The sequence below is a fragment of the Nonomuraea sp. NPDC049421 genome (assembly GCF_040677005.1).
Lineage (GTDB): Bacteria > Actinomycetota > Actinomycetes > Streptosporangiales > Streptosporangiaceae > Nonomuraea > Nonomuraea salmonea.
The window spans coordinates 129,423-154,776 of record NZ_JBFAQA010000024.1 but is presented as its reverse complement, the minus strand read 5'-3'; the positions used below and the strand labels follow the sequence as shown (position 1 = coordinate 154,776).

At 70.6% G+C, this 25,354-nt stretch carries 22 protein-coding genes; 11 read left to right on the top strand and 11 right to left on the bottom strand.

Annotated features, from left to right (window positions below):
- The first annotated feature begins 93 nt into the window (after positions 1 to 93).
- Genes AB0K18_RS34270 through hisC form a run of 5 tightly spaced genes read left to right on the top strand, consistent with a single transcriptional unit; the run spans position 94 to position 6,121 of the window.
- On the top strand, positions 94 to 1,347 hold the full coding sequence (locus AB0K18_RS34270; RefSeq protein ID WP_364922898.1) for a nucleotide sugar dehydrogenase: 1,254 nt from the start codon (positions 94 to 96) through the stop codon (positions 1,345 to 1,347).
- A 19-nt stretch (positions 1,348 to 1,366) separates the two neighbouring features.
- Positions 1,367 to 2,455 (top strand): glycosyltransferase, encoded by a 1,089-nt coding sequence (locus AB0K18_RS34265; RefSeq protein WP_364922796.1) that lies wholly within the window; start codon positions 1,367 to 1,369, stop codon positions 2,453 to 2,455.
- A 40-nt stretch (positions 2,456 to 2,495) separates the two neighbouring features.
- Positions 2,496 to 4,289, top strand: coding sequence for a DUF4434 domain-containing protein (locus AB0K18_RS34260; RefSeq protein WP_364922794.1), 1,794 nt, complete (start codon positions 2,496 to 2,498; stop codon positions 4,287 to 4,289).
- A gap of 59 nt (positions 4,290 to 4,348) precedes the next feature.
- Positions 4,349 to 5,014 carry an NUDIX domain-containing protein gene (locus AB0K18_RS34255; protein ID WP_364922791.1) on the top strand — a complete coding sequence of 222 codons (666 nt, stop codon included), beginning with the start codon at positions 4,349 to 4,351 and terminating at the stop codon, positions 5,012 to 5,014.
- A 48-nt stretch (positions 5,015 to 5,062) separates the two neighbouring features.
- Entirely contained in the window at positions 5,063 to 6,121 is a 1,059-nt protein-coding gene (gene hisC / locus AB0K18_RS34250; RefSeq protein ID WP_364922788.1) for a histidinol-phosphate transaminase, read from the top strand.
- Here hisC and AB0K18_RS34245 read toward each other — a convergent pair whose 3' ends face one another.
- The 5 genes from AB0K18_RS34245 to purD all read right to left on the bottom strand — a co-directional run bounded on the left by AB0K18_RS34245 (position 6,122) and on the right by purD (position 12,555).
- The gene (locus AB0K18_RS34245; RefSeq protein ID WP_364922786.1) at positions 6,122 to 7,078 is read right to left on the bottom strand and encodes an EamA family transporter; all 957 of its coding nucleotides are present in this window, start codon (positions 7,076 to 7,078) and stop codon (positions 6,122 to 6,124) included. It abuts the gene before it with no gap.
- 464 nt (positions 7,079 to 7,542) lie between these two features.
- Entirely contained in the window at positions 7,543 to 8,832 is a 1,290-nt protein-coding gene (locus AB0K18_RS34240; RefSeq protein ID WP_345393805.1) for a GTP cyclohydrolase IIa, read from the bottom strand.
- A gap of 201 nt (positions 8,833 to 9,033) precedes the next feature.
- Positions 9,034 to 10,299, bottom strand: a complete 1,266-nt coding sequence (gene murA / locus AB0K18_RS34235; protein WP_364922782.1) for a UDP-N-acetylglucosamine 1-carboxyvinyltransferase — start codon at positions 10,297 to 10,299, stop codon at positions 9,034 to 9,036.
- 78 nt (positions 10,300 to 10,377) lie between these two features.
- Positions 10,378 to 11,214 (bottom strand): phosphoribosylaminoimidazolesuccinocarboxamide synthase, encoded by an 837-nt coding sequence (locus tag AB0K18_RS34230; protein WP_364922779.1) that lies wholly within the window; start codon positions 11,212 to 11,214, stop codon positions 10,378 to 10,380.
- A gap of 120 nt (positions 11,215 to 11,334) precedes the next feature.
- A complete protein-coding gene (purD, locus tag AB0K18_RS34225) occupies positions 11,335 to 12,555 on the bottom strand; it encodes a phosphoribosylamine--glycine ligase (protein WP_364922777.1) in 1,221 nt (406 codons plus the stop codon).
- A 393-nt stretch (positions 12,556 to 12,948) separates the two neighbouring features.
- Here purD and corA point away from each other — a divergent pair, with 393 nt between their 5' ends.
- Positions 12,949 to 14,064: a magnesium/cobalt transporter CorA gene (corA, locus tag AB0K18_RS34220; protein WP_364922774.1), complete on the top strand. Its 1,116-nt coding sequence runs from the start codon at positions 12,949 to 12,951 to the stop codon at positions 14,062 to 14,064.
- Here the strand turns inward: corA and AB0K18_RS34215 are convergent, their stop codons facing one another.
- Entirely contained in the window at positions 14,065 to 14,970 is a 906-nt protein-coding gene (locus AB0K18_RS34215) for a glycerophosphodiester phosphodiesterase family protein (RefSeq protein WP_364922772.1), read from the bottom strand.
- A 109-nt stretch (positions 14,971 to 15,079) separates the two neighbouring features.
- Between AB0K18_RS34215 and AB0K18_RS34210 the strand changes: the two genes are divergently transcribed.
- Positions 15,080 to 15,727 (top strand): GNAT family N-acetyltransferase, encoded by a 648-nt coding sequence (locus AB0K18_RS34210; RefSeq protein WP_364922769.1) that lies wholly within the window; start codon positions 15,080 to 15,082, stop codon positions 15,725 to 15,727.
- A gap of 7 nt (positions 15,728 to 15,734) precedes the next feature.
- On the opposite strand, the gene AB0K18_RS34205 is transcribed toward AB0K18_RS34210, so the two are convergent.
- From AB0K18_RS34205 to fbaA, 3 genes are all read right to left on the bottom strand, one after another.
- The gene (locus AB0K18_RS34205) at positions 15,735 to 17,018 is read right to left on the bottom strand and encodes an adenylosuccinate synthase (RefSeq protein ID WP_355415233.1); all 1,284 of its coding nucleotides are present in this window, start codon (positions 17,016 to 17,018) and stop codon (positions 15,735 to 15,737) included.
- A 99-nt stretch (positions 17,019 to 17,117) separates the two neighbouring features.
- The gene (locus tag AB0K18_RS34200) at positions 17,118 to 17,528 is read right to left on the bottom strand and encodes a DUF3151 domain-containing protein (RefSeq protein WP_345393820.1); all 411 of its coding nucleotides are present in this window, start codon (positions 17,526 to 17,528) and stop codon (positions 17,118 to 17,120) included.
- Positions 17,529 to 17,562: 34 nt separating this feature from the next.
- Positions 17,563 to 18,585, bottom strand: a complete 1,023-nt coding sequence (gene fbaA, locus AB0K18_RS34195) for a class II fructose-bisphosphate aldolase (RefSeq protein WP_364922767.1) — start codon at positions 18,583 to 18,585, stop codon at positions 17,563 to 17,565.
- Positions 18,586 to 18,715: 130 nt separating this feature from the next.
- On the opposite strand from fbaA, the gene AB0K18_RS34190 reads away from it, so the two are divergent.
- Together AB0K18_RS34190 and AB0K18_RS34185 are read left to right on the top strand one after the other, a co-directional pair.
- Positions 18,716 to 19,429 carry a VTT domain-containing protein gene (locus tag AB0K18_RS34190; protein WP_364922764.1) on the top strand — a complete coding sequence of 238 codons (714 nt, stop codon included), beginning with the start codon at positions 18,716 to 18,718 and terminating at the stop codon, positions 19,427 to 19,429.
- 89 nt (positions 19,430 to 19,518) lie between these two features.
- Positions 19,519 to 19,968, top strand: coding sequence for a hypothetical protein (locus AB0K18_RS34185; protein WP_364922761.1), 450 nt, complete (start codon positions 19,519 to 19,521; stop codon positions 19,966 to 19,968).
- A 73-nt stretch (positions 19,969 to 20,041) separates the two neighbouring features.
- Here the strand turns inward: AB0K18_RS34185 and pyrE are convergent, their stop codons facing one another.
- On the bottom strand, positions 20,042 to 20,575 hold the full coding sequence (gene pyrE / locus AB0K18_RS34180; RefSeq protein ID WP_364922758.1) for an orotate phosphoribosyltransferase: 534 nt from the start codon (positions 20,573 to 20,575) through the stop codon (positions 20,042 to 20,044).
- 180 nt (positions 20,576 to 20,755) lie between these two features.
- Between pyrE and AB0K18_RS34175 the strand changes: the two genes are divergently transcribed.
- Both AB0K18_RS34175 and AB0K18_RS34170 read left to right on the top strand, forming a co-directional pair.
- Positions 20,756 to 23,131 carry a sigma-70 family RNA polymerase sigma factor gene (locus AB0K18_RS34175; RefSeq protein WP_364922756.1) on the top strand — a complete coding sequence of 792 codons (2,376 nt, stop codon included), beginning with the start codon at positions 20,756 to 20,758 and terminating at the stop codon, positions 23,129 to 23,131.
- Between the two features lie 186 nt (positions 23,132 to 23,317).
- Complete coding sequence (locus AB0K18_RS34170; protein ID WP_364922753.1) at positions 23,318 to 24,679, top strand: NYN domain-containing protein; 1,362 nt, start codon at positions 23,318 to 23,320, stop codon at positions 24,677 to 24,679.
- 43 nt (positions 24,680 to 24,722) lie between these two features.
- Here AB0K18_RS34170 and AB0K18_RS34165 read toward each other — a convergent pair whose 3' ends face one another.
- Positions 24,723 to 25,352, bottom strand: a complete 630-nt coding sequence (locus tag AB0K18_RS34165) for a response regulator (protein WP_364922751.1) — start codon at positions 25,350 to 25,352, stop codon at positions 24,723 to 24,725.
- Positions 25,353 to 25,354: the final 2 nt, after the last annotated feature.

Genomic DNA, 25,354 nt, shown 5'->3' with positions numbered 1-25,354 from the left:
CGCTCGCATTAGGCGTGAGCTAGGTGGACTTGAGATAACCTTTGCCACCATGAAGTGTTGTTTCCGGCTCTCTAAGGCACAGCTGTGACAGAAATAGACTTGGCTGTCATCGGCCTGGGCTACGTCGGCATGCCGCTCGCCAAGGAGGCGGTGGCCGCCGGTCTGCGAGTCGTCGGCCTGGACGTCGACCCCGCCAAGGTCGACGCGCTCAACGCCGGGCGCTCCTACATCGACGACCTGACCGACGCCGACCTCGAGCACATGCTGTCCCAAGGGTTCAGCGCCACGCTCGACGAGAGCGTGCTGGCCAGAAGCAACACGATCGTCATCTGCGTGCCCACCCCGCTCGACGAGGACCACCGGCCCGACCTGTCGGCCGTGGAGGGCGCCACCAAGGCGGTCGCCCGCAACCTCACCAAGGGCACGCTCGTCGTGCTGGAGTCCACCACCTGGCCCGGCACCACCGACGAGGTGGCCAGGCCGCTGCTCGAAGCCTCGGGGCTGATCGCGGGTGAGGACTTCCACCTCGCCTTCTCGCCCGAGCGCATCGACCCGGGCAACTCCAAGTTCGGCCTGCGCAACACACCCAAGGTCGTCGGCGGCTTCACACCGACCTGCCGCGACCGGGCCACCGCGTTCTACGGCCGGTTCATCGAGCGGATCGTGCCGGTCAGCGGCACCCGCGAGGCCGAGATGGCCAAGCTGCTCGAGAACACCTACCGGCACGTCAACATCGCCCTCGTCAACGAGATGGCGATCTTCTGCGACGAGCTGGGCATCGACCTGTGGGAGGCCATCGAGGCCGCCGGCACCAAGCCGTTCGGCTTCCACAAGTTCCTGCCGGGGCCCGGCGTGGGCGGCCACTGCATCCCGGTCGACCCGTCCTACCTGTCGTACACCGTGCGCAAGCTGGGCTACCCCTTCAGGTTCGTCGAGCTCGCGCAGGAGATCAACGAGCGGATGCCCTCGTACGTGGTCGCCCGCGTACAGCGGCTGCTGAACCGGCACAAGAAGGCCGTGAACGGCGCCAAGGTCGTCCTGCTCGGCGTCACCTACAAACCGGACATCGCCGACGAACGCGAGACCCCGGCCCTCCCCGTGGCGCGTGCGCTGCTGGAACTGGGCGCCGACCTCTCGTTCGCGGACCCCTACGTCAAGGAGTGGTCGGTAGACGGCACCGCGGTGCCGCGCGAGGAGGATCTGGCGGAGGCCGTGACCAACGCGGACGTGACGCTGCTGCTGCAGCAGCACGCCGCGTTCGACCTCGACATGGTCGAGGCGAAGGCCAAGCTCGTGCTGGACACCCGAGGCGTGCTCGCCGAGGGTGAACGCGTCGAGCGGCTGTAGCGACGGAGGGCTGCGCGCAGTGCACGTGCTCGTCATGACGGTGGTGCATAACCCCGAGGACGCGAGAATTCTGCATCGGCAGATCCGTGCCCTTGTGGATGCCGGTCATGAGGTCACGTACGCCGCCTCGTACACCGCGCACGGAGTCGTCCCGCGACCCTGGGTGAACGGCGTCGACCTGCCGAGGGCCGCCCAGCGCAAGCGGGTGGCGGCCGTGCTGGCCGCGCGCCGGCTGTTCAAGAAGATGCGCGACAAGGTCGACCTCGTCCTCATCCACGACCCCGAGCTGCTGTTCGCCGTCTGGGGCATCCGCAACAGGCCGCCGATCGTCTGGGACGTCCACGAGGACACCCCGGCCACGCTCTCGCTGAAGCCGTGGCTGCCCGCGCCGCTGCGCCCGCCCGTGCGCTTCCTCGCCCGCATGCTGGAGGGCACCGCCGAGCGGCACATGCACCTGCTGCTGGCCGAGACCGCGTACGCGGGCCGCTTCAAGCACGCCCACCTCATCGTGCCCAACGAGACCTGGGTGCCCGACTCGGTGACGCCGCCAGGCGACGACCGGGTGGTCTACCTCGGGTGGCTGTCGCGGGCCCGCGGCGTGCTGGAGGCGATCGAGGTCGCCAAGCTGCTGCAGCCGTACCGGGTGGTGGTGGAGCTCATCGGCTACGCGGACCCGCAGAGCCGCCCGCTGCTCAACCAGGCCGTCACCGACGGCCTGCTGGAATGGCGCGACTTCATGCCCAACGACGAGGCGCTCAAGCGGCTCGACGGCGCGCTGGCCGGCCTGTCGCTGCTGCACGACGAGCCCAACTACCGGCACTCGATGCCGACGAAGATCATCGAGTACATGGCGCACGGCATCCCCGTCATCACCACGCCGTCGCCGCGCGCGGTCGAGCTGGTCCTGCGGTACGACAGCGGCGTCGTGGTGCCGTGGGAGGACCCGAAGGCGGTCGCGCAGGCCGTGATCACGCTGCGGGACGACGTACGCGAGCGGCGGGCGCAGGGAGCGCGCGGCTACGCGGCGGCCCGCGCCAACCACCACTGGCCCAACTCCGCCAAGCGGTTCGTGTCACAGCTTGAGTCCTGGGCCGGGGTCAAGCCGTAACTCAAAGCTGTCATCGACAAGGGCGGGTAGGTTCCTGAACGTGCGCTGGCTCTTACTGGTCGTGGGCGCAGCCGTCCTGGCCGTGATCGCCGCCGTCGTCCTCGTGCTGCGTCCGGGCGGCTCCGAGCCGACGGCCGCCACGTCACCGGCGCCCAAGCCGTCGGCCACGCTGCCGACGCCGAAGGTGAGCGAGTTCACCGACCCGTGTGGAACGTTCGACACCGGCGAGATCGCCCCCTACGCGGTGACCGGCTACTGGATCACCCCCAAGTCGAACCCGTGCACCTGGCGCAAGCAGCTCCAGGAGATCCACCGCGTCGGCGGCGACACGATCATCAGGATCGGCTACGGCCTGCAGTTCCGCACGGTCACCGCCTCAGGCCAGGTGCGCGCCAAGGACGGCACGATCGACTCGCTCTACAAGCCCTGCGTCGAGGACGGCCTGAGCTGCCACGACGCCGCCGAGCGCGACCTGAAGCAGGCCAACCCCGGCAACCGCATCGGCCGCATGTACGTCTACCGCACCGACGAGGCGTTCGGCTCGGGCCTCTACCGCTGCCCCGAGATGGAGCACGCCATCGAGGTCGGCAAGCGGGTCTACTACCGGCTCATCACCCAGGCCGACGGCTCGGACGACGCGACCTGCGACTTCAGCAGCAAGGCGCAGTCGTACGACATGATCCTGGTGGCCGGCTCGCCCAGCGACAGCCTGAAGGAGCTGCTCGACCTGGGCGACCAGTTCGGCATGCGGATCTTCCCCGCGCTGCCGCTGGCCCCGCGCGACCACAAGACACCGACCAGGGCGGAGAAGCGGCACCTCGGCACGCTCACCACGCTGACCAGGCGCATCGTGCAGGACTACGGCGCCCGCTTCGCCGACAGGGAGTCGCTCGGCGGCGTCTACCAGCCGTTCGAGGTGCAGATGTCGGCCACGCTGGCCGATAACCCGACGCTGGAGGTCTACTCCGACCAGCACCGCATCGTGCAGCAGGAGCTGGCGGGCAAGCCGATCCTCATCAGCCCCTACCTCGACGCGCGCAAGCGGGTCGCGTTCGGGCAGACGCCGCAGCAGGTGGCCGAGGGCTTCAAGGCGCTGGTGCGCACGGGGGTCGGCATCATCGCGCCGCAGGACAGCAGGGGCACCGGCAAGGTCGGCCTGTTCTGGCCCGACGAGCGCGACGACGAGGTGGACGAGCGGCTGCGGCCGGTGGTGGGCGAGTCGACGTACGAGACGGCCTACCACGGCTCCACCCGCGACTACTACCGTGCGATGGCCGAGGCCCGCGAGGAGATGATGGACTCCGGCTACCACGTGCAGCTCTGGGCCAACGTGGAGGTCTTCGAGCCGTCGGGCGACAAGCCCTGCGCCCCCACGGGCACCCGCGGCAAGACCGACAAGGAGCGCCTCGACCAGGCGGTCACGATGGCCGGCCGGTACGTCCAGAAGATCGTCTCCTACATGTGGAGCGACTTCATGACGTGCGGCAGCCCGTCGGTCGAGGAGGAGATCGTCAAGGACTGGCAGCGCCCGATCGCCGTGGACGCCATCAGGCGGCCCCGCGACGCCCAGGACGGCGTGGAGGTCCGCGGCTACCACCTCGACCTCGGCACCGTCACCGTCCAGTGGTCGGGCGGCACCGAGGAGATGGACATCGCGAGCGTCGGCTGGCTCGACACCGACCCGATCGAGGAGGAGCTGCCCGAGGGCATGCAGGCGGCATGGGTGCCGTTCGACTGGACCAAGGTGCCCGCCGGCGAATGGGTGCGCATCGGGGTGAAGCTCCCCTCGGGGCAGAGCACGACCGAGCCGCTGCACGTCCGCGTCGTCACCTAGCATCGTCAGCAGGGCCGCACGGTTCGCCGCCTCCACAGGACGCGTGTAACGTGCCGGGCATGGTCCCGAGCATCCCGGTCAGCGTCGACCTGGTCGTGCTCACCGTGCGCAACCAGGCTCTCAGCGCGCTCGTCTGGCGCCGCGACAACCCGCCGTTCCTGCGCCGCTGGTCGCTGCCCGGCGGCTTCATCCAGCTCGACGAGGACCTGCCGGCCGCCGCCGCCCGCATCCTCGCCGAGCGGGCCGGTCTGCCGGGCGCGCCCGTCCACCTGGAGCAGCTCCAGACCTACGGCTACCCCGACCGCGACCCGCGCCAGCGCGTGCTCAGCGTCGCCTACCTCGGCCTCGCCCCCGACCTGCCCGCCTCGGAGAAGGCCCACATGAGCTGGCAGCCGGTCGGCTCGCTCGCCGTGATGGCCTTCGACCACCGGCGCATCATGCTCGACGGCGTCGAGCGGGCGCGCGGCAAGCTGGAGTACACCTCGCTCGGCGCGGCGTTCTGCCCGCCCGAGTTCACGGTCGCCGACCTGCGGCGGGTCTACGAGATCGTCTGGGGCCGCAGCCTCGACCCGCGCAACTTCCACCGCAAGGTCACCAAGGCCGAGGGCTTCCTGGTCGAGACCGGCGCCACCACGACCCGCGACGGCGGGCGGCCCGCCAAGCTCTACCGGCGCGGGCCCGCCGAGCTGCTCCACCCGCCCATGCTGCGCAGCCTCAAGGAATAGGTTACGGCCGGTGCTGTCCCATCCGGCCGCTGCTCTTAAGGTGATGCCATGCCTCGTTTCCGCCAGATTCTCGACACCATGGCCCCCTACACGCCGGGCAAGGCGGTCGCCGCGCCCGACGGGCGGTCGTACAAGCTGTCGTCCAACGAGTCCCCGTACGACCCGCTGCCCTCCGTGGTCGAGGCCATCGCCGAGGGGGCCAGGAACATCCATCGCTACCCCGACGCGGGCGCGGTCAAGCTGACCGAGGCCGTCGCGGAGCGCTTCGGCGTGCCGGAGGCCCACGTCGCGCTGGGGCCCGGGTCCGTGACCGTGGCGCAGCAGCTGTTCGAGACGGTGAGCGAGCCGGGCGCCGAGGTGGTCTACGCGTGGCGGTCGTTCGAGGCGTACCCGCTGCTCGCCGACCTCGCCGGGGCGACGTCCGTACGCGTGCCGCTGGCGGGCGAGGACCACGACCTCGACGCCATGGCCGAGGCGATCACCGACCGCACCCGCATGGTGTTCGTGTGCAACCCGAACAACCCGACGGGCACCGCCGTCCGCAGGGCCGCGCTTGAGTCGTTCCTCGACCGGGTGCCCGAGGACGTGCTGGTCGTGCTCGACGAGGCCTACCGCGAGTACGTCCGCGACGAGGACGTGCCCGACGGCCTGACCCTCTACCGCGACCGGCCGAACGTGGCCGTGCTGCGCACGTTCTCCAAGGCGTACGGGCTGGCCGGGCTGCGCGTCGGCTACATGATCGCGCAGGAGCCCGTGGCCACGGCCGTGCGCAAGACGATCATCCCGTTCGCCGTCAACAGCCTCGCCCAGGTGGCCGCGATCGCCTCGCTGGCCGCCGAGGACGAGCTGCTCGACCGGGTCGAGCGGGTGGTCAAGGAGCGTACCCGCGTCCGCGAGACGCTCATCGGGCAGGGCTGGACGGTGCCGCATTCCGAGGCCAACTTCGTCTGGCTGCGGCTCGGCGAGCGCACGCTCGACTTCGCCGCCGAGTGCGCGAAGGACGGGGTGGCGGTGCGGCCGTTCCAGCCCGAGGGCGTGCGGGTGTCGATCGGCTCGCCCGAGGCGAACGACGCCTTCCTCGCCGCCGCCGCGCGCTTCCGCGGCTGATCAGGCGTTCTGCGGCGTCGTGACCTCGCCGGCCGGGGCCGGTGCCGGTCTCCTCTTCGCGCGTCGCTCTGTCGAGACCACCAGGGCGACGCCGATGAGGATCACCACGCCGCCGAGCACGATCTGCACCGTCACGTGCTCGTTGACCACCAGCACGCCCAGGATGACCGCGACGACCGGGTTGACGTAGGCGTACGTCGAGACGAGCGAGATGGGCGCGTTGCCGAGCAGCCACGTGTACGCGGTGAACCCGACGAGCGAGCCCACCAGCACCAGGTAGGCCAGCGCCGCCCACGACCGCCCGGAGATCGCGGCGAGGTCGACGTGCTCGCCGATCGAGGTGCTGACGATCGCCAGCCCGGCGCCGCCGGCCAGCATCTCGACCGCGCTGGCCGTCCACACGTTGGGCGGCATGGGGATGCGGGCGGACAGGAACGAGCCGATCGACCACGACAGCGAGGCCAGCAGGATCACCACGATGCCGGTGGTGCCGGCCGACTCGCCGCCGCCGTTGAGCGACAGCGCGGCCACGCCCCCGAACCCGACGAGCACGCCCCCGACCGTCAGCAGCGCGGGCCGGTCGCGGGCCAGGATCCGGAACACGACCAGCCACAGCGGCACCGAGGCCACCAGCAGCGCGGCCAGGCCGCTGGAGATGTGCTGCTCGGCGACGGCCACCATGCCGTTGCCGCCGGTCAGCAGCAGCAGCCCGACCAGCGCGGCGCCGCCGAACTGGCGCGGCGTCATCCTGAACGCGGACCTGCCCTTCTTGATCAGCAGGAACGCGGCCAGCAGGAGCGAGGCGGTGACGAACCGGGAGGCGCCGTGGAGCAGCGGCGGCATCGTCTCGATGGCGATCCTGATGCCGAGGTACGTCGAGCCCCACACGACGTAGACGATCGCCAGAGCGCCCCAGATGAGGAGAGGGGAGCGGGTGTCAGGAGCGTTGGCACTCATGGCTCATGACTGTACAGCGCAGGACCGACAGAACACCCGCGAATATCAGTCCTTGGACTCGGCGCGCGGACGCACTGACAGGGCCGGTGCCGCAAGGCATGGGGAAGGAGGCCGACCTGCGGGAGAAAGGCGCTCACAGCGCCGCACAGCCCCGCCTGGCACCGTTCGTGCGGGCGGACACACCAGCCCATTCCCTAACCAAGTCCGAAAAGAAGCACGAGCCCCGTCGAACCTCACGCTGTGCAGGGGGATCGTCACCACGGACGGCCGGTGCCGAAAGGATTTGGTGCCCCCGTCCGAATCCCGTCGATCGGGGGCGACGGAGAACATACCCGCATCTACACGGGTCAACCAATGAGTTCACAAGAGTGCGCCCGCAATGTTCCCGAAGCGGACACGCTTCGGTCAACGAGCGAGCCCGGCCCGCCGCGAAACCTGCGGCGGGCCGGCCCTGCCACCCCAGCTCAGCGGGGCCCGAGCTTCTCCACGATCAGCCGGTAGAGCTGGCGCGGACGCCCCGGCTGCGGCGTGCGGTTGGGCGGAAGCGGCCACGCGAGTCCCTCGTCAACCAACGTGCGCAGCAACCGCCGTGCCGTACGCGGCGTGACCCCGAGCATCTTGCCCGCTCCTTCGGCGTCGACCACCGTGTCGCCGCCTTCGAGCTTGGCCGCCAGCCGGGCCAGTACTTCCACTCCTTTCGGTTTCAGTGCGGTGGCCCCGGTCGGTGGCATCCGCGGAGCCGGGATCAGCGCCCGCCCCTCGCGGTCCACCGCGAAGCCCTGTGCCTGCTTGCCCGCCTGCGTCCGCGCCAACGCGGCGCGTGCATGCGACTCGGCGTCGTGCGTCGTGCGACCCATGCCCACACCGACCTCGACCGCCAGCCCCAGCTCCTCCCTGATCCTGGCGGCGAAGGGCAACACCCTGAACCCGTCCGTCGCCGCCGCGATCGAGCCCCTGGTGGCGGTCACCAGGTAGCTGTGATCGTCGATGGGCCAGACGGTGGCGTTGATCCTGTTCGCCTCCTGGACCAGCAGCCGGTGCAGCGACAGCCGCAGTTCGTCGCGCCAGTAGCGGGGGGCCGCGCGCCGCACGGGCTCGCGCAGCGTCGGCACCTCCACCAGCACGACGGTCAGCTGTGACTCCTCCAGCCGGTGGTGCGCCCCGAGCAGCGCCGCGGTGTGCAGCGCCGTACGGACCGCCGCCGACGTCGGCCTGATCCTGATGACCGGTACGCCTGCCGTGTGCAGCCGTTCGGCCACCGCGGGCAGGCATGTGAGCGCTCCCGTGGTAGCGCCCTGCCGGGCCAGGCGTTCGTGATAGGCCGCGATCGTGCCGGTGGCTCCCGGCTCGTCGCGGCTGTGCACGTCCGCCGCGGGGATGCCGAGGTCGGTGTACGCCTCCTCGACATCGGCCCTGCTGACCACGTCGATGCTGACCCTTTTCGGGTCGACGCGGGTGTCCAGCGCGGCCTTGGCCAGCGCCGCCACCAGTGCCGCTCCGCCGAGTTGCACGTACGTCGCGGGCATCGTCAGCACGCCTGAACGCCTGGCCAGGTCATAGGGGACCGGGCTGGCGAACAGGCACGCGTCGACACCGGGACCGAGCCGCGTCACCTTGTCGGGCGCCTCCTGCTCGTCGCGGTAGGCCGCGGCGACCAGGCGACACGGCAGCGGCGCCGCGGCGTGACCCATCAGCATGACTCGCTCGACCAGGTCGTGGGGTCCGACCACGCCGATGGTGAGGTCCGGTGTCATAGCGCCCGGGCGTGACACTCGGGGAGTTTCTTCGGCCCTCTCGACCAATGTTCGTCCCATCCTGCCGTCCGTTGCAGTGCTCTCTTTTGGAACGATCGCTCGCGGGGGCCGTAATGTCACGCCCGACTTTTCCGGAAAGCCGTTCTGGTTGACCGCCCGACTACGTGTTTATGCAGCTCGTCGCCACTTTTCTGGCGATTTTTAGCGTTCAGAAATCTCTCGTGTAATGTCCGCTCCGAGAGCCCGCATTCGCGCCGCGAGATGCGCGTGGCCACGGTCGATGAGGTAACCCGAGTCGATCACCGTCTCGCCTTCGGCGGCCAGGCCGGCGAGCACGAGCGCGATGCCCGAGCGCAGATCGTGAGCGGTCACCTGCGTGCCGGTGAGCGGCGTGCGGCCACGGACGACGGCCCTGCTGCCCTCCACCTCGACGTTGGCACCCATCTTGTTCAGCTCGCCGGCCAGCGCGAACCGGCCGTCGAAGATCCGCTCGTGGATGTAGCTGGTGCCGTCGGCGAGGGCCGCGACGGTCATCATCGGCGACTGCAGGTCGGTGGCGAAGCCCGGGTAGGTGTCGGTGATGATGTTGATCGGCCGCAGGGGGCCGTCGCAGCTCACGTGGAGCACGGCGCCCTGCCGGTGGAACTCGACGCCCATCTGCTCCAGCTTGTAGCGCACGACGCCGAGGTCGAGGCCGGTGCCGACGAGGCTGACCTCGCCCTGGGTGAGCGCCGCCGCCATGGCGAAGACGCCGGCGTCGAGCCGGTCGGGCATCACGGTGTGCTCGACGGCGTGCAGCTCCTCGACGCCCTCGACGGTGATGAACCCGGTGCCGCCGCCGCTGATGCGGGCGCCCATCTTGCTCAGCATGTCGATGACGTCGAGCACTTCGGGCTCAAGGGCGGCGTTCTCGATGACCGTGGTGCCCTTGGCCAGGCACGCGGCCATGATGAGGTTCTCGGTGCCGGTGTGGGAGGGCGTGTCGAGATAGAGGGTGGCGCCGGTCAGCCCGGCCGCCTTGACGTGGATGACGGTCTCGCCCTCGTCGACGATCGCGCCCAGGCGCTTGTAGCCGAGGTAGTGGAAGTCGAGGTTGCGGCTGCCGAGGTTGCAGCCGCCCACGCCCTCGACCACGGCCTCGCCGAGGCGGTGCAGCAGGGCGGGGGTGAACAGCACCGACCCGCGAAAGCGCCGGGCGATCTCGGCGGGCAGGACGGGGCTGCTGACCTTGGAGGCGTCGATGACCAGCGTGCGCTCCGACTCGTGCAGCTCGACGTACGCGCCGATCGCCTCGGCCAGCTCGACCGCGCGGCGGACGTCCTCGATGATCGGCACGTTGCGCAGGACGGTGCGGCCCTTGGCGGCCAGCAGAGCCGCACCGATCATGGGGAGCACGGCGTTCTTCGCGCCCTGGATGAACGCGGTTCCACGCAGTGCGTTGCCACCGCGCACGCGGTAACGGACCATTCGTGCGGCTCCTTGAATTCTGGCGGTGAGGCTCGATCGGGCCAACAGTAGTCGCTCACACCACATGACCCAGCCGAATCATCCGCTAAAGGAAGCCCCCGTGATGCGCTCATACGCTTCTAGGTATCGCTGCCGGGTGCGCTCGACGATGTGGTCGGGAAGACGCGGTGGGGGGTTTCCGGTGGATTTGTCCCATCCGGATTCGGGCGATAGCAGCCAATCCCGTACGAATTGCTTATCAAAAGACGGCTGGCTACGGCCCGGCTGCCACTCGTCGGCCGGCCAGAAGCGCGAGGAGTCGGGCGTCAGCACCTCGTCGCCCAGCGTCAGCACGCCGTCGGAGTCCCAGCCCAGCTCGATCTTCGTGTCGGCGACGATGATGCCCCGCTCGGCCGCGATCTCCGCGCCGCGCGCGTAGACGGCCATCGTGATGCGGCGCAGCTCCTCCGCGGTCTCCGCGCCGACCTCCGCCACGACCTGCTCGTACGAGATCGGCTCGTCGTGCCGGCCCTGCGGCGCCTTGGTGGACGGCGTGAAGATCGGCTCGGGCAGCCGCGAGCCGTCCTGCAGCCCGGCGGGCAGCGCCACCCCGGACACCGTGCCGCTCGCGCGGTATTCGGCCAGGCCGCCGCCCGTCAGATAGCCCCTGGCCACGCACTCGACCTGCACCATGCGCAGCGGCCTGCACACCACGCTGCGCGCGTCGTCGCCGCGCTTGACGACGTGGTTGGGCACGACGTCCTTGAGCTGGTCGAACCACCACAGCGACATCTGCGTGAGTATGGCCCCCTTGTCGGGGATGTCGGGCTCAAGGACGTGGTCGAAGGCCGAGATCCGGTCGGAGGCGACCATCACCAGCAGGCCGTCGGTGGTCTCGTAGAGATCGCGGACCTTGCCAGAGTGCACGTGTTTCACGGGGTCAAGTGTGCCACCGGGCGGCCGGCCACCGGGTGAGGGGTGGCGTGCGCCTTCCGGCGGGGGCGGAGTGCCCCCGCCCACCCGCCGGAGCGGCCGCCTCGTGTCGTCGTCCTGCGGTCAGCGGACGGGCGCGATGTCCGTGCGGTAGTGGGAGCCGCGCAGCTCGATGCGCCCGGCCAGCTCGTACGCCGCCCGCCGCGCGCTGTCCTGGTCGGGCCCGTGACCGACGACGCCGAGCACCCGCCCACCGGCCGACACGACGGCGCCGTCCTTCCGCGCGGTGCCGGCGTGCAGCACGTAGGCGCGGTCGGTGGACTGGAGCCCGGTGATCGGATCGCCCTTGACCGGCGACTCGGGGTAGCCCTCGGAGGCGATCACCACGCACACGGCCGAGCCGTCCTTGAAGACCGGGTCGAGCCCCAGCTCACCGGTGGCCGCCGCCATGAGCAGCCCGCCGAGCGGCGTCTCCAGCCGGTCGAGCAGCACCTGCGTCTCGGGGTCGCCGAACCGGGCGTTGAACTCGACCACCTTCGGACCCTTCGCGGTGAGCGCGAGACCGACGTAGAGCACGCCCTGGTAGGGCAGCCCGCGCCGGGTCAGCTCGGCGATCGTCGGGTGCACGACCTCGCGCATGACCTGCTCGGTCAGCCCGTCGGGGGCCCACGGCAGCGGCGTGTAGGCGCCCATGCCGCCGGTGTTGGGGCCCTCGTCGCCGTCGTAGGCGCGCTTGAAGTCCTGGGCGAGCTGCAACGGCACCGCCGTGCTGCCGTCGCACAGCGCGAACAGCGACACCTCGGGCCCGTCGAGGTATTCCTCGATGACGACCCGCTCGCAGGCCAGCGCGTGGGCGAGCGCCGCGGCGCGGTCGTCGGTGACGACGACGCCCTTGCCCGCCGCGAGCCCGTCGTCCTTGACGACGTAGGGGGCGCCGAACTCGTCGAGCGCCGCCGCCGCCTCCGCCTCGGTCGTGCAGGTGCGCGAGCGCGCGGTCGGGACGTCGGCGGCGGTCATGATCTCCTTGGCGAACGCCTTGGAGCCCTCGATCATGGCCGCGTCGCGCGAGGGGCCGAAGCAGGCGAAGCCCGCCTCGCGTACGGCGTCGCTCACCCCGGCCACGAGCGGCGCCTCCGGCCCGATCACCACGAGATCGACCCGCAGCCGCCTGGCCAGCTCGGCCACCTGCTCGGGGTCGAGCGGATCGACGGGATGGACGGTGGCGACCTCCTCGATGCCAGGGTTGCCTGGCGCACAGTGAAGCTCGCTGACCTGCGGATCGAGCTTGAGTGAACGGCACAGGGCGTGCTCACGCCCTCCGGATCCAATGACTAGAACGCGCACGGGCTCCATTGTCGCAGGCCCAACGCCTGACGCGGGTCGCCGGTCGCGATGACAGCGGTGATGAGAGCGGCGGTGACAGCGCGATGACACGGAATGCCGGAATAGGCAAGAAACTTTGTGGAGTTCTCCCTAGGCGGGGGCCTGGGGACGAGTATCGTCGAAGAGGTTCTTCCCGCCTGTGGTAGGTTAAGGCGGCTTTGCGGCGTCTCGCGTGATTGGAGGTGGTCCGGGATGAATCCTGGTGATCCCAGCAGTACGTGCTCGCACACGTACGCCGTGCATACCCCCGACCACTCCAATTCGGCAGCCTGATCGTGCCTCCACGCATCTGTGTTTGATTGAGGTGACTTCGTCGCGCGTGGAGCGTGCCTGGTCGGGCGGAAAGGGACTGCCATGCGCTCGTCCACCCTTTTCCGTCGCATCAACCGCCACTCCTCCGTACCGTCGCGTGCTCCCCACCAGCACGTGAAGCCCGCCTCCCACGTACGCGTGCCGCCCGGCGACTCCGTCGTCGAGTTCGGCGCCTACGTCCAGGGCGAGAAGGTGCCGGCCACCGGCATCAACGAGGCGCTCGACCTCGTACGCGGGCACAACACCGCCTCTGAGGGCGGCGCCAACGCCTTCGTCTGGGTCGGCCTGCACGAGCCCGCCGCCCCCGAGGTCGAGTGGCTGGCCGGCGTCTTCGGCCTGCACCCCCTCGCCGCCGAGGACGCCGTCAAGGCCCACCAGCGTCCCAAGGTCGAGCGCTACGGCGACTCGTTGTTCATGGTGCTCAAGACCATCGCCTACCTCGACCACGACGAGCTGACCGGCAACAGCGAGATCATCGCCACCGGCGAGATCATGGTGTTCCTCGGCGCTGACTTCGTGGTCACCGTGCGCCACGGCCGGCACTGCCCGCTCAGCGGCGTCCGCGAGCGCCTGGAGGACCGGCCCGAGCTGATGAACCGCGGCCCGGCCGGCGTCCTGCACGCCATCGCCGACCACGTGGTCGACCAGTACCTGCAGGTGGCCGACCTGATGCAGCTGGAGCTCGAGGAGGTCGAGGCCACCGTCTTCGCCGACGTCAGCTCCCGCGACATCAACCGGATCTACCAGCTCAAGCGCGAGATGCTGGAGATGAAGCGGGCGGTGACGCCGCTGCAGGCGCCGCTGTCGGCGCTGCCGCAGCGCCGCGTCGTCCCGTCGGAGATGCGCGAATACTTTCGCGACGTCGGCGACCACCTGTCGCGGGTGTGCGAGCAGGTGGAGTCGTCGAACGAGCTGTGCAGCTCGATCCTGCAGGCCGCGCTGGCACGCTCTAACGCCCTCGCCAACGAGGACATGCGCAAGATCTCGTCCTGGGTGGCCATCCTGGCCGTGCCCACGATGATCGCCGGCATCTACGGCATGAACTTCGACTTCATGCCCGAGACGAGCACGGTGTGGGGCTATCCGGCGGTGCTGGCCGTCATGGCGACGGCCTGCGTGCTGCTGCACCGGGGCTTCCGCCGCAACGGCTGGCTCTAGCTAGACGCCCACCGGCTTGAGCGGGCCGACCGGATCGGGCAGCTCAAGGCCCCGCTCCCGCCACAGGTCCCGCATCCGGTCGGGGTAGTCGGTCACGATGCCGGCCGCGCCCAGGTCGAGCATCCTGGCCGCCAGGGCCGGGTCGTTGACGGTCCACACCGCGACGTCGAGCCCGGCGGCCCGCGCCTGGGCCATCAGTGTCTCGTCGACCATGATGTGCTCGGGCGAGAGCGTGGTGGCGCCCGCGTCGCGCGCCGCCGCCGGCACGTCGTCGCCCACGCCCTCGTTCCAGTGGAGGGTGTCGAGCTCGATGAGCGCGAAGCGCCGAGTGCCCGGCGCCAGCTCGGCGGCGTGCCTGATGATGCGCCAGTCGAAGCTGAGCACGGCCGCGTTGTCGAGCCTGCGATGCCTGTCGAGCTCTTCGAGCACCATCTCGGTGAACAGCTGCGGGTCGGACGTCAGGTGCGGCCGCGTCGGGTCGGACTTCAGCTCGACGTGCACCCGGACGCCGTCGGCCTCGTAGGCGTTGATCAGCCCCAGCACCGCGCCGAGCGTCGGCATGCGGGTCTCGGGCATGGGGACCTGCGTGAGGGCGAACGGGTCGTTGGGGTGGCGCGGCAGGCGTACGCCCACGTCGAGCGTGCGCAGCTGCGCCAGCGTCAGGGAGTTGATGGGCTTGCCGACGTAGGGGTAGAGGGGATCGCCGGGGTGGGCCGGACGCCGGTCGGCGCTGGTGACGGCCGAGACCGTGAGGTCGTGCGTGAGCACGAGCCGGCGGTCGGCGGTGAGCGCGACGTCGAGCTCCAGCGCGTGGACGCCCAGCTCCATCGTGCGGCTCATCCCGGGCAGGGTGTTCTCGGGCCAGAGGCCGCGAGCCCCCCGGTGACCATGTATCTCAACGCGCACAACCGGGACCCTACCTGGCCGGGGGCCCTCTCAGGCAGTGCCACGCCGTGTCCTTTTCATCCTGATACGCCCGGTCGGGCGGATCGGGTCAGACAATAGGCTGTTCTTCATGACGGAGGTTCTCAAAGCAGCCCATTTCCCGACAGTCCGGGCATGGGTTGATGGGTGGGTCATCTCCCGCAAAGCTCCCAGGCCCGTACGCGAGCCCTGGGGCCTGCGCGTGGACGTCGGACTGCCCGGTCACGTGGCCCGCCACATCGTGGCCGCGCCGACCCCCGAGATCCTCCGCCGGCTGACGGCCACCATCCGCACGCCCGGCACCTGGCTCAAGCTCTGCGCACCCGCCGAGGCCGTCGAACCGCTGCTCCCGGCCCCCTGGGCCGTCCAGGACCGGGAGTTCATGATGACCGTCCGCCTCACCCGCGACCCCGTGCCCGCGCCACCCGGCTACACGCTGGCCGTCACCACGCGGGCCGGCGTCACCGTCGCCCGGCTGCTCACCGCCGCAGGCGAGGTCGCGGCGCGCGGCCAGTTCGCCATCGCCGGCCGCACGGCCGTCGTGGACCAGGTGGAGACCGCCGCAGGACACCGCCGCCGCGGCCTCGGCACCGTCGTCATGAAGACGGTCGCGACCACGGCGGCCTCGATGGGCGCCACCACGGGCGTCCTGGTGGCCACCGCCCAGGGGCAGGCGCTCTACTCCACGCTCGGGTGGAGCCTGCACACCCCCGTGACGGCGGCCGTCCTCACCGCGTAGCGCGGGGTCACACCAGCGGGCGCACCACGATCGTCTGGTCGCGGCCGGGGCCCACGCCGATCGCCGAGATCGGGGCGCCGCTCATCTCCTCCAGCGTGCGCACGTACGCCTGCGCGTTCGGCGGCAGGTCCTCGAACGACTTGGCGCTGGAGATGTCCTCCTGCCAGCCGGGGAACTCCTCGTAGATCGGCTTCGCGTGGTGGAAGTCGGTCTGCGTCATCGGGATCTCGTCGTGCCGCACGCCGTCCACCTCGTACGCCACGCACACCGGGATCCGCTCCAGGCCCGACAGCACGTCGAGCTTGGTGAGGAAGTAGTCGGTGATGCCGTTGATCCGGGTGGCGTAGCGGGCGATCACCGCGTCGAACCAGCCGCAGCGGCGGTTGCGGCCGGTGGTGACGCCGTACTCGCCGCCGGTCTTGCGCAGCCACTCGCCGACCTCGTCGGTCAGCTCGGTCGGGAAGGGACCGGAGCCGACGCGGGTGGTGTACGCCTTGAGGATGCCGATGATCTTCGTGAGCCGGTTCGGCGGGATGCCCGCCCCCGCGCACGCACCGCCCGAGGTCGGCGAGGAGGAGGTGACGAACGGGTACGTGCCGTGGTCGATGTCCAGCAGCGTGCCCTGGCCACCCTCAAGCAGCACGAACTTGTCCTCGTCCAGCGCCTTCGACAGCACCAGCGAGGTGTCGGCGATGTGCGGCTTGAGCCGCTCGGCGTAGGCGAGGTACTCGTCGAGCACCGCCGCAGGGTCGATGCCGCGGCGATTGTAGACCTTGGTCAGCACCTGGTTCTTCTCGGTCAGCGCGACCTCGATCTTCTTCGCCAGGATGCCCGGGTCGAGCAGGTCCTGGACGCGCACGCCCATTCGGGCGATCTTGTCTCCGTACGCGGGCCCGATGCCGCGTCCGGTGGTGCCGATCCTGGCCTTGCCCAGGTAGCGTTCGGTCACCTTGTCGAGGGCCTTGTGGTGCGGCATGATCAGGTGCGCGCTCGCCGAGATCAGCAGCCGCTCGGCGGAGATGCCCCGCTCGGCCAGCCCGTCGATCTCGCTGAGCAGCACTCCCGGGTCGATCACCACGCCGTTGCCGATCACCGGCACCACCTCCGGCGACAGGATCCCCGTGGGGAGCAGGTGCAGCGCGTACTTCTGATCACCGATGACCACGGTGTGACCCGCGTTGTTGCCCCCCTGATAGCGGACGACGTAGTCGACGTCGCCACCGAGCAGGTCGGTGGCCTTGCCCTTGCCCTCATCGCCCCACTGGGCACCCACGAGAACGGCAGCCGGCATGGTTCAGTCTCCCGAGCACAAAACGAAAACCCCTGACGCAAGCGCGACAGGGGCTCTTGCGTAGAGAGACTACCCGAACGTGCCTATTCGTCCCAAGAGTCAGCCCTTGGTCAGCGCGTCGTAGCCGGTCGCCGTGCTGTCCTTGAGGAACTGCAGGCACCGCTCGGCCTCGTCCTTCTCACCGATCGCCTGCGCGGCGCGGGACAACGCGTAGAGGCAGCGCAGGAAACCGCGGTTGGGCTCATGCTCCCAGGGGATGGGCCCATGTCCCTTCCAGCCGCTGCGGCGCAGCGCGTCGAGCCCGCGGTGGTAGCCCGTACGGGCGAAAGCGTAGGAGGTCACGGCGTGGCCCTGGGCGAAGTATTCCTCCGCGAGAGCAGCCCAGGCCGCCGGATAGGCGGGGAAACGCGCGGCCACGTCGGCGGCCTTGGCACCGGATTCCAGTGCCTGCCTGGCCTCGGGGAGGTCCGGCAGCTGAGTCGGGGGCGGCCCGGCGAGAAGGTTATCCATAGGACAAGTCATACCCGCCGCGCCGCCCAAATGACTAGGAGATCTTCGTCCCAGCGCTCTTCAGGCTCTGGCACGCCTCGACCACGCGGGCGGCCATGCCGGCCTCGGCGGCCTTGCCGTACGAGCGGGGGTCGTAGGTCTTCTTGTTGCCGACGTCACCGTCGACCTTGAGCACGCCGTCGTAGTTGCGGAACATGTGGTCGGCGATCGGGCGGGTGAAGGCGTACTGGGTGTCGGTGTCGACGTTCATCTTCACCACGCCGTACGAGATGGCCTCCTGGATCTCCTCGAGCAGCGAGCCGGAGCCGCCGTGGAAGACCAGGTCGAACGGCTTGTCCTTGCCGTACTTCGCGCCCACCGCGTCCTGGATCTCCTTGAGCACGCTCGGCCGCAGCTTGACGTGGCCCGGCTTGTAGACGCCGTGCACGTTGCCGAACGTGGCGGCCAGCATGTAGCGGCCCTTGTCGCCGACGCCCACGGCCTCGGCGGTGGCCAGCGCGTCCTCGGCCGTCGTGTAGAGCTTCTCGTTGATCTCGCCGACGACGCCGTCCTCCTCGCCGCCGACGACGCCGATCTCCATCTCCATGATGATCCGCGCCCTGGCGCACTTCTCCAGGAGCTCCTTGGCGATCTCCAGGTTCTCCTCCAGCGGAACGGCGGAGCCGTCCCACATGTGCGACTGGAAGAGCGGGTCGAGGCCCTTGGAGACCCGCTCCAGCGAGATGTCGATCAGCGGCCGCATGTAGCCGTCGAGCTTGTCCTTCGGGCAGTGGTCGGTGTGCAGCGCCACCGTGACGGGGTATTTCGCGGCCACCACCCGCGCGTACTCGGCGAGCGCCGTCGCGCCCGTGACCATGTCCTTGACCGTGGCGCCCGAGAGGAACTCCGCACCGCCTGTGGAGACCTGCACGATGCCGTCGCTCTCGGCCTCGGCGAAGCCGCGCAGTGCGGCGTTCAGCGTCTGGGAGGAGGTCACGTTGATCGCCGGGTAGGCGAATCCGCCGGCCTTGGCCCGGTCGAGCATCTCAGCGTAGACCTCTGGAGTCGCAATAGGCATGATTCATCTCCCTGAGAAGTTGCGGCTTCGCGCCAGGGCCCAGTATCCCGGCTCACTACCCGCTGTGGTAGAGACAACGCGCGCTTGATGGTCATCTCACGCATCCCGGCTACAGGTAGGCTCTCCCCCCGTGGACTCGCTCTTGAATCTCCTTGACCCGACATGGTGGCTGACCCTGTTGGGGGCTTTTGCCACTATCGGAGTGCTCGCCATCATCTTCGCCGAAACGGGGCTCCTGCTCGGGTTCTTCCTGCCCGGCGACTCGCTGCTGGTGGCGGCGGGGATTTTCAGTGCGGCCGAGGTCGCGAAAGGGATGGGCATCGAGCCGCTCTCTTTCCCTCTCCTCGTGATCGGCACACCCCTCTGCGCCATCGCCGGCGCTCAGCTCGGGCATTTCCTCGGTGCGCGATTCGGCCGCAGGATGTTCGACAAACCTGATTCGCGGCTGTTCAAGCGCGATCATGTGGTCAGGGCGGAGGAGTTCTTCGAGAAGTTCGGTCCCGCCAAGGCGGTCATTCTGGCGAGGTTCGTGCCGATCGTCCGCACGTTCATGAATCCCGTCGCCGGCGTGCTCGGCATGAGCCCCAAGCGTTTCTTCCTCTGGAACGTCATCGGCGGCCTCGTCTGGGTCGAGGGCCTGCTCTTCCTCGGCTACTTCCTCGGTGGCCAGGTCGACCCCAAGCAGATCGACAAGTACATCCTGCCGGGCGTCTTCCTCATCGTGCTCATCTCGCTGATCCCGATCTTCGTCGAGGCCATCAAGCACCGCAGGGCCGGCAAGCAGCTCCCCGAGCCCAGCGGCAAGCACCACCGCGTGCCGACGGGCTTCGACGGCCAATTCTGACCGCCCGCCGCCCGGCCGCTCATGAGCCCGGGCGGGGCGGATCATCTCCAGGTACGCTGCCCCCTGTGGGACGCCACAGGTCTGAACCGATGGGCCTCGCCCGATCAGCGCTCCTCGTCCTGGGCGCGACAGCGGTGGTGGCACTCCTGTTCGTCGGCGGGCGGGCACTGCTCGGCTCGGTCGGCTCGATCGGCGAGGCCGCCCCCGAACGCTCGCGCGAGCGTGCCCCCGCCACCGGCACCGCTCCGGCCACGCCTGACGCGACCTCTGACGCCACCCCGGCGAGCACCGCGCGGGTGCCCACCGTACGCATCGAATGCCTCGCCGAGACCTGCCCCCTGGTCACGGTCCGCGTACCGGGCGGCGACGTCCTCCACTACCGCGACATGAGCCGCGGCGAGGAGGTCAGCTACTTCGAGCCGGAACTGGACGTGGTCCTGACCGACGCCGGCACCGTCCGCGTAACGGCGAACGGCAAGCCCCGCGAGCAGGGCACGCAGGGCAAACGCGAAGCCTTCACGGTCACATCCCCCGACTGACGGGCCGCCCGGCGGGGACGTGAGCCGGGCCGGAACCCCGGCACCGACCGGCGCCCAGGACGTGTAAGCCGAGCTAGAGGCCGAGGTCGGCCAGTGTGTAACCCGTGCGGTATTCGAGCCCTTCCGCCGTGATGCGCTCGGTGGCGCCACGGTCGACGATCGTCGCGACGGCCACCACCTCGGCGCCCGCCTCACGCAACGCCTCCACAGCGGTCAGCGGGGACGACCCCGTGGTGGAGGTGTCCTCGACGACCAGCACCCGCCGCCCCTTGACCTCAGGTCCCTCGATCCGCCGCTGCATGCCATGGGCCTTCTGTGCCTTTCGCACCACGAACGCATCAAGCGTCCGCCCCCGAGCCGCCGCCGCGTGCAGCATCGCGACCGCCACCGGGTCGGCCCCCATGGTGAGCCCGCCGACGGCGTCATAGTCGAGGTCGGCGGTCAGGTCGAGCATCACCCGCCCGACGAGCGGCGCCGCCACCCCGTCGAGCGTGATGCGCCGCAGGTCGAGATAGAAGTCGGCCTCCTTGCCCGAGGACAGGATGACCTTGCCGTGCACGATGGCCTTCTTCGTGATCTCGGCCAGGAGGGTGTCGCGATCCGTCATGCGCCCAAGCTTAGGCTCCACCCCACCCCCGCCACGGCCCAGCCCCGCCCGCCCTTCGCCCGTGCGGGCGCGAGCTGGGGTCCCGGGACGGGTGCTGGAGTAAAGGCGCATACCCGGTTTAGTCATTGGGGGGAGTGCGGAATGATTGCGCGGGCAACCCCGCGTAATCGTGAGGTCACTATGGGTACTGAATCGCCGCAGAGCGACGCAGAGCTGCTTCAGGCGGTCAGAGAGGGCAACGCCGCTGCTTACGGGCAGCTCTACGAGCGTCACGTGACGGCGGCACGCGCCCTGGCCCGGCAGCTCGTCAGGAGCGCCGAGGCCGAGGACGTCGTGGCGGAGGCGTTCACGAAGATCCTCGACCTGGTCGGCAGGGGCGGCGGGCCCGACTCGGGTTTCCGCACCTACCTGCTCACCGTCGTGCGCCGCACGGTCCACGACCGGTCGCGCGTCGAGAGCCGCCAGGTGAGTACGGGCGAGATCGAGCAGTACGACCCGGGTGTGCCTTTCGTCGACCCCGCCCTGGTGGGGCTGGAGAAGTCGCTGATCGCCAGGGCGTACCTGTCGCTGCCCGAGCGGTGGCGGGCCGTGCTGTGGCACACCGAGGTCGAGCGGGCCAGGCCGGTGGAGGTGGCGCCGCTGCTGGGGTTGTCGGCCAACGGCGTGGCGGCGCTGGCGTACCGGGCGAGGGAGGGGCTGCGGCAGGCGTACCTGCAGATGCATCTGGGCGCCCCGCCGCAGCGCGAGTGCCGTCCTGTGCTGGGCAAGATGGGCGCCTACGTACGCGGCGGGCTGGCGCGGCGCGACTCCAGGACGGTGGACGACCACGTCAAGGCGTGCGAGGAGTGCCATGGGGTGCTGCTCGAGCTGACCGACGTCAACAGGGGCCTGCGCGTCATGGTGGGCCCGCTGATCGCCGGGCCGATGTTCGGCGGCTACGCTGCGGCGCTGGCCAAGGTGATGGCGGGCGGCGGCGCCGGGGGCCTGCTGGGCGTGGTGCGGCGGCTGCGGCGGGCGCCCAGGCAGCAGCAGGCCATGCTGGCGGGCGGCACGGCGGTGCTGGTGGCCACGGCGGCCGGGCTGCTGCTGGTGTCCGACGAGCGCCCGCTGCGGGCCGAGCCGCCCGCGTTCACGCCGGTCGCGCAGTCGCCCGCCACCCCTGATCCGGTGCAGGTCGAGGCGCCACCTGAGACCCCGGTCCCGGTACGCGCCCCGACACCCAGCGAGGCCCCCGCCCGGGTGCCGCCGCCGGCCGCCCCCGAGCCGAAACCGGGCCCCGCCCGGCTGCGTGCCTCGATCGAGCCGCTGGGCGCCCTCGTCCGCGCCGAGCCCGGCCTGATCGCCCTCCGCCTCCGCAACCACGGCGGCTCCCCGAGCGCCACCCTGACGGCCGACGTCCGCCTGCCGGCCGGCGTGACCCTCATCCCCGCCGCGAAGGGCGGCCCGGGCTTCGCCGTCGCGGGGCCGGCGCGGATGGTGGACGGGTGGAGTTGCCGGCCGGCCGCAGGCGGGGCCAGGTGCGTCAGGAAGGCGCTGGCGGCCGGCCAGGGCACGGCGGTGTTCCTGCGCGTGGCGGTGGCAGGGGAGGCGCCTCAGAGCAAAGGGCCTTCTGTGCTCGTCGCGGCCGGAGGACTTCGGGTGCGGGCCAGAGCCGAGCATGGCGTACGGGCGACGGGAGCGCCGGCCAGGTTCGCCACCGACGGGCGGGTGAGTGTCAGGGCGATCGGCAACACGCTGCTGAGCTGCCCGCGTAACGCCATGAGCTGCGCCGAGGCCCGCAGGAGGGCCGGCACCCAGCGTGACAACGACCTGTGGCCGATGAGCGCGCTCGACCTGGACGACCGGCCGGAGACCGAGTCGTCGAGCGGCGCGGCGCTGACGCTGCCGAAGGGCGGCGAGATCGTGTGGGCGGGGCTCTACTGGTCGGCGGCCGGTGAGGAGGCGGGGCCGATCAAGCTGCGCCCGCCGGGCCGGCGGCACTACGTGACGGTCAGGCCCGCCGACGTGGCGGTCCGCGAGCTGCCCCCTGGCCCGGTCTACCAGGCGTTCGCCGACGTCAGCGACCTCGTGGCGGGCGCTCGCAGGAGCGGCACGTGGTGGGCCGCCGACGCCCCCATGCGGGAAGGCGCCGCCCGCCACGCCGGTTGGAGCCTGGTGTTCATCGTGACCGACCCGGACGAGCCGTACAGCCAGGCCATGGTGCTCGACACGGCCACCGTGGTCGGCGGCGCGGCCCGCCGCGTACGCCTCCCGCTGGGCGGTCTCACGCCCGCCGCCGCGCCCGCGCGGGCGGAGCTGGTCGCCTGGGAGGGCGACGCCGACCTCCAGGGCGACAAGGTCTCGCTCGGCTCAGGCCCGCTGACCCCTGTGGGCGGCGGCCGCGACCGCGCGAACGTCTTCGACGGCTCCTCCGGCGGCGTGGCGGAGCTGACCTTCGGGGTGGACGTCGACACGGTCAGCGCCGAGCTCGGCGTCGATCCCGGGCTGACGATCGTCACGGACAAGGACGTGGTCCTGTTCGGGGTGGCCGCGCTGAGTGTAAGGGCACGGCCGTGACCACGAACGGGACAAACTGGTACGGTTCGCCTGATTGGTCTGGCACGACGGCGAGCGCTAGTCGAATCGTCGGGATTAAGCCTCGCGCGATCACCTGCTTTCATTACCCTGAGAGAGGGCCGCCGAGTCCGGTCTCTGACGGTGCAGAGCCAGCAAGGTCGGACCACCAGGAAAGGGGCGGGGTCAGTGGATCGCTGCGCGCTGTTCGTGGACGCTGGCTATCTGCTGGCTGATGGCGCGATGGCCGTGCACGGCACGCGTCATCGCGAAGCGGTCGCCTGGGACTACCCGGGGCTGCTCCAGCTGATGACCAGCCTGTCACGCGAGCGCACCGGCCTGCCGCTGCTGCGCTGCTACTGGTACGAAGCGACGGTCGAGGGCCGCCGCACCCCCGAGCACGACGTGCTGGCCGACATCCCCGGCCTCAAGCTGCGGCTCTCGCGCATCAGGCCGGGCCGCCGCGAGGGCGTCGACGCCCAGGTGCACCGCGACCTCATGACGCTCGCCCGCAACACCGCCATCTGCGACGCGGTCGTGGTCAGCGGCGACGAGGACCTGGCGCAGGTGGTGTGCGACGCGCAGGACCTCGGCATCAGAGTCAGCGTCATCCACATCGCGGCCGAGGGCGGCTGGGCCGTCTCGCGGTCGCTGCGCCAGGAGTGCGACGACCTGGTCGAGCTGGGGGCGGTCCACCTGCGCCCCTACGTCACGCTGGTCACCGGCGTCACCGAGGCGTCCAACGGTCACCACCAGCCGCTCAGCAACGGCCAGGCCACCCACTCGCTGCCGCCCGCCCAGCCCTCGCCGCCGTCGCTGCCGGCGTCCTCGCTGCCGCCCATGCCGACCGCGCAGACGCCCCAGGCGCCGCAGTCCACCGGCAGCCACGCGGCCGGGTCCTCGTCGAGCGGCCAGGCCGCCTCCTCCGGCGGGTCCTCGTCAGGGCGCGGGCAGCAGCAGTCGCCTCCGGTGCTGCCGACGTACGCGAGCTACCAGTCCGAGCAGCCGCCCGCGCCCGCCACCGGGCCCATCCAGGCGCAGCCGCAGTCGGGCGGCAACGGCACCGGCCAGTTCCCCGCCCAGCCGAGCACGAGCTATCAGCCGCAGAGCCAGGCGAGCACCAGCTACCAGCAGCCGAGTCAGTCGAGCACGTCGTACCAGCAGCCCAGCCAGGCCGGCCAGTCGAGCACGAGCTACCAGCAGCAGGCCGGGCAGTCGAGCGGCTCCTACCAGCCCGCGCAGCTCGGCCCCTACACCGGCCCCCAGCCCGCGCCGGTCGCCCCGCCCGCCGCCACGGCGGGCGCGACCACGCTGGCCGACGCCGTCAAGGCCGCCCACAGGGAGGGCCACGACTTCGGCGAGTCCGTCGCCCGCGACGCGCCCGCCCTCTGGCTTGAGGCGGTGCTCGCCCGCAAGCCCCGCATGCCGTCCGACCTTGAGGCCCGCCTGCTCCAGGGCTCGTCGCTGCCGATCGACTTCCTGCTGCACGACGAGGTACGCCACGCGCTGCGGCGCGGCTTCTGGGACGCTTTGGAACGCGCCCGCCAGTGATCCTCACCGCCGCGGCGGTGAGAGATCAGGACAGGGCGAGAGATCAGGACAGGGCGTCGAAGCCGGCGCGCAGGCGGGTCACCCGCTCGGCGAGATCGGACAGCGGCACGGCCAGCGCGGGGTCCTGCGACTTGCGGGCCAGCTCGCGCACCCTCGCCAGCTCGTCCTCGACGGCCGTCAGCCGCCGCGACAACTCGGGCAGCACCGACGCCTGATCGCCGGCGCCCGGAGGCAGCTCGCCGCTGAGGCGGTCGCGCAGCAGCGTGGCCTGCTCGGCGAGCCGCTTGTTCATGTTGTACAGCTCGGTGAACACCGACACCTTCGCCCGCAGCACCCACGGGTCGAACGGCTTGGTGAGGTAGTCGACGGCGCCCGCCGCGTAGCCGCGGAAGGCGTAGTCGGGGGCGCTGTCGACGACGGTGAGGAAGATGATCGGGATGTTCCGGGTACGCTCACGCCGCTTGATGTGGGCGGCCGTCTCGAAACCGTCCATGCCGGGCATCCGTACGTCCAGCAGGATCAGCGCGAACTCGGTGTTGAGCAGCGCTTTCAGCGCCTCCTCGCCCGATCTGGCGCGCACCGGCACCAGATCGAGCGAGCTGAGGATGGCTTCGAGGGCGATCAGGTTCTCCTCGCGGTCATCGACGAGGAGGATCTTGGCACGCTCCGGCATCG

Coding starts and splice junctions, on each gene's coding strand:
- murA (WP_364922782.1), bottom strand. CDS start 10,299: ATGGTCCGTTACCGCGTGCGCGGTGGCAACGCACTGCGTGGAACCGCG.
- AB0K18_RS34205 (WP_355415233.1), bottom strand. CDS start 17,018: ATGCCGGCTGCCGTTCTCGTGGGTGCCCAGTGGGGCGATGAGGGCAAG.
- AB0K18_RS34200 (WP_345393820.1), bottom strand. CDS start 17,528: ATGGATAACCTTCTCGCCGGGCCGCCCCCGACTCAGCTGCCGGACCTC.
- AB0K18_RS34255 (WP_364922791.1), top strand. CDS start 4,349: ATGGTCCCGAGCATCCCGGTCAGCGTCGACCTGGTCGTGCTCACCGTG.
- pyrE (WP_364922758.1), bottom strand. CDS start 20,575: ATGACGGATCGCGACACCCTCCTGGCCGAGATCACGAAGAAGGCCATC.
- AB0K18_RS34165 (WP_364922751.1), bottom strand. CDS start 25,352: ATGCCGGAGCGTGCCAAGATCCTCCTCGTCGATGACCGCGAGGAGAAC.
- AB0K18_RS34175 (WP_364922756.1), top strand. CDS start 20,756: ATGGGTACTGAATCGCCGCAGAGCGACGCAGAGCTGCTTCAGGCGGTC.
- AB0K18_RS34240 (WP_345393805.1), bottom strand. CDS start 8,832: ATGACACCGGACCTCACCATCGGCGTGGTCGGACCCCACGACCTGGTC.
- AB0K18_RS34245 (WP_364922786.1), bottom strand. CDS start 7,078: ATGAGTGCCAACGCTCCTGACACCCGCTCCCCTCTCCTCATCTGGGGC.
- AB0K18_RS34210 (WP_364922769.1), top strand. CDS start 15,080: ATGACGGAGGTTCTCAAAGCAGCCCATTTCCCGACAGTCCGGGCATGG.
- AB0K18_RS34185 (WP_364922761.1), top strand. CDS start 19,519: ATGGGCCTCGCCCGATCAGCGCTCCTCGTCCTGGGCGCGACAGCGGTG.
- fbaA (WP_364922767.1), bottom strand. CDS start 18,585: ATGCCTATTGCGACTCCAGAGGTCTACGCTGAGATGCTCGACCGGGCC.
- corA (WP_364922774.1), top strand. CDS start 12,949: ATGCGCTCGTCCACCCTTTTCCGTCGCATCAACCGCCACTCCTCCGTA.
- hisC (WP_364922788.1), top strand. CDS start 5,063: ATGCCTCGTTTCCGCCAGATTCTCGACACCATGGCCCCCTACACGCCG.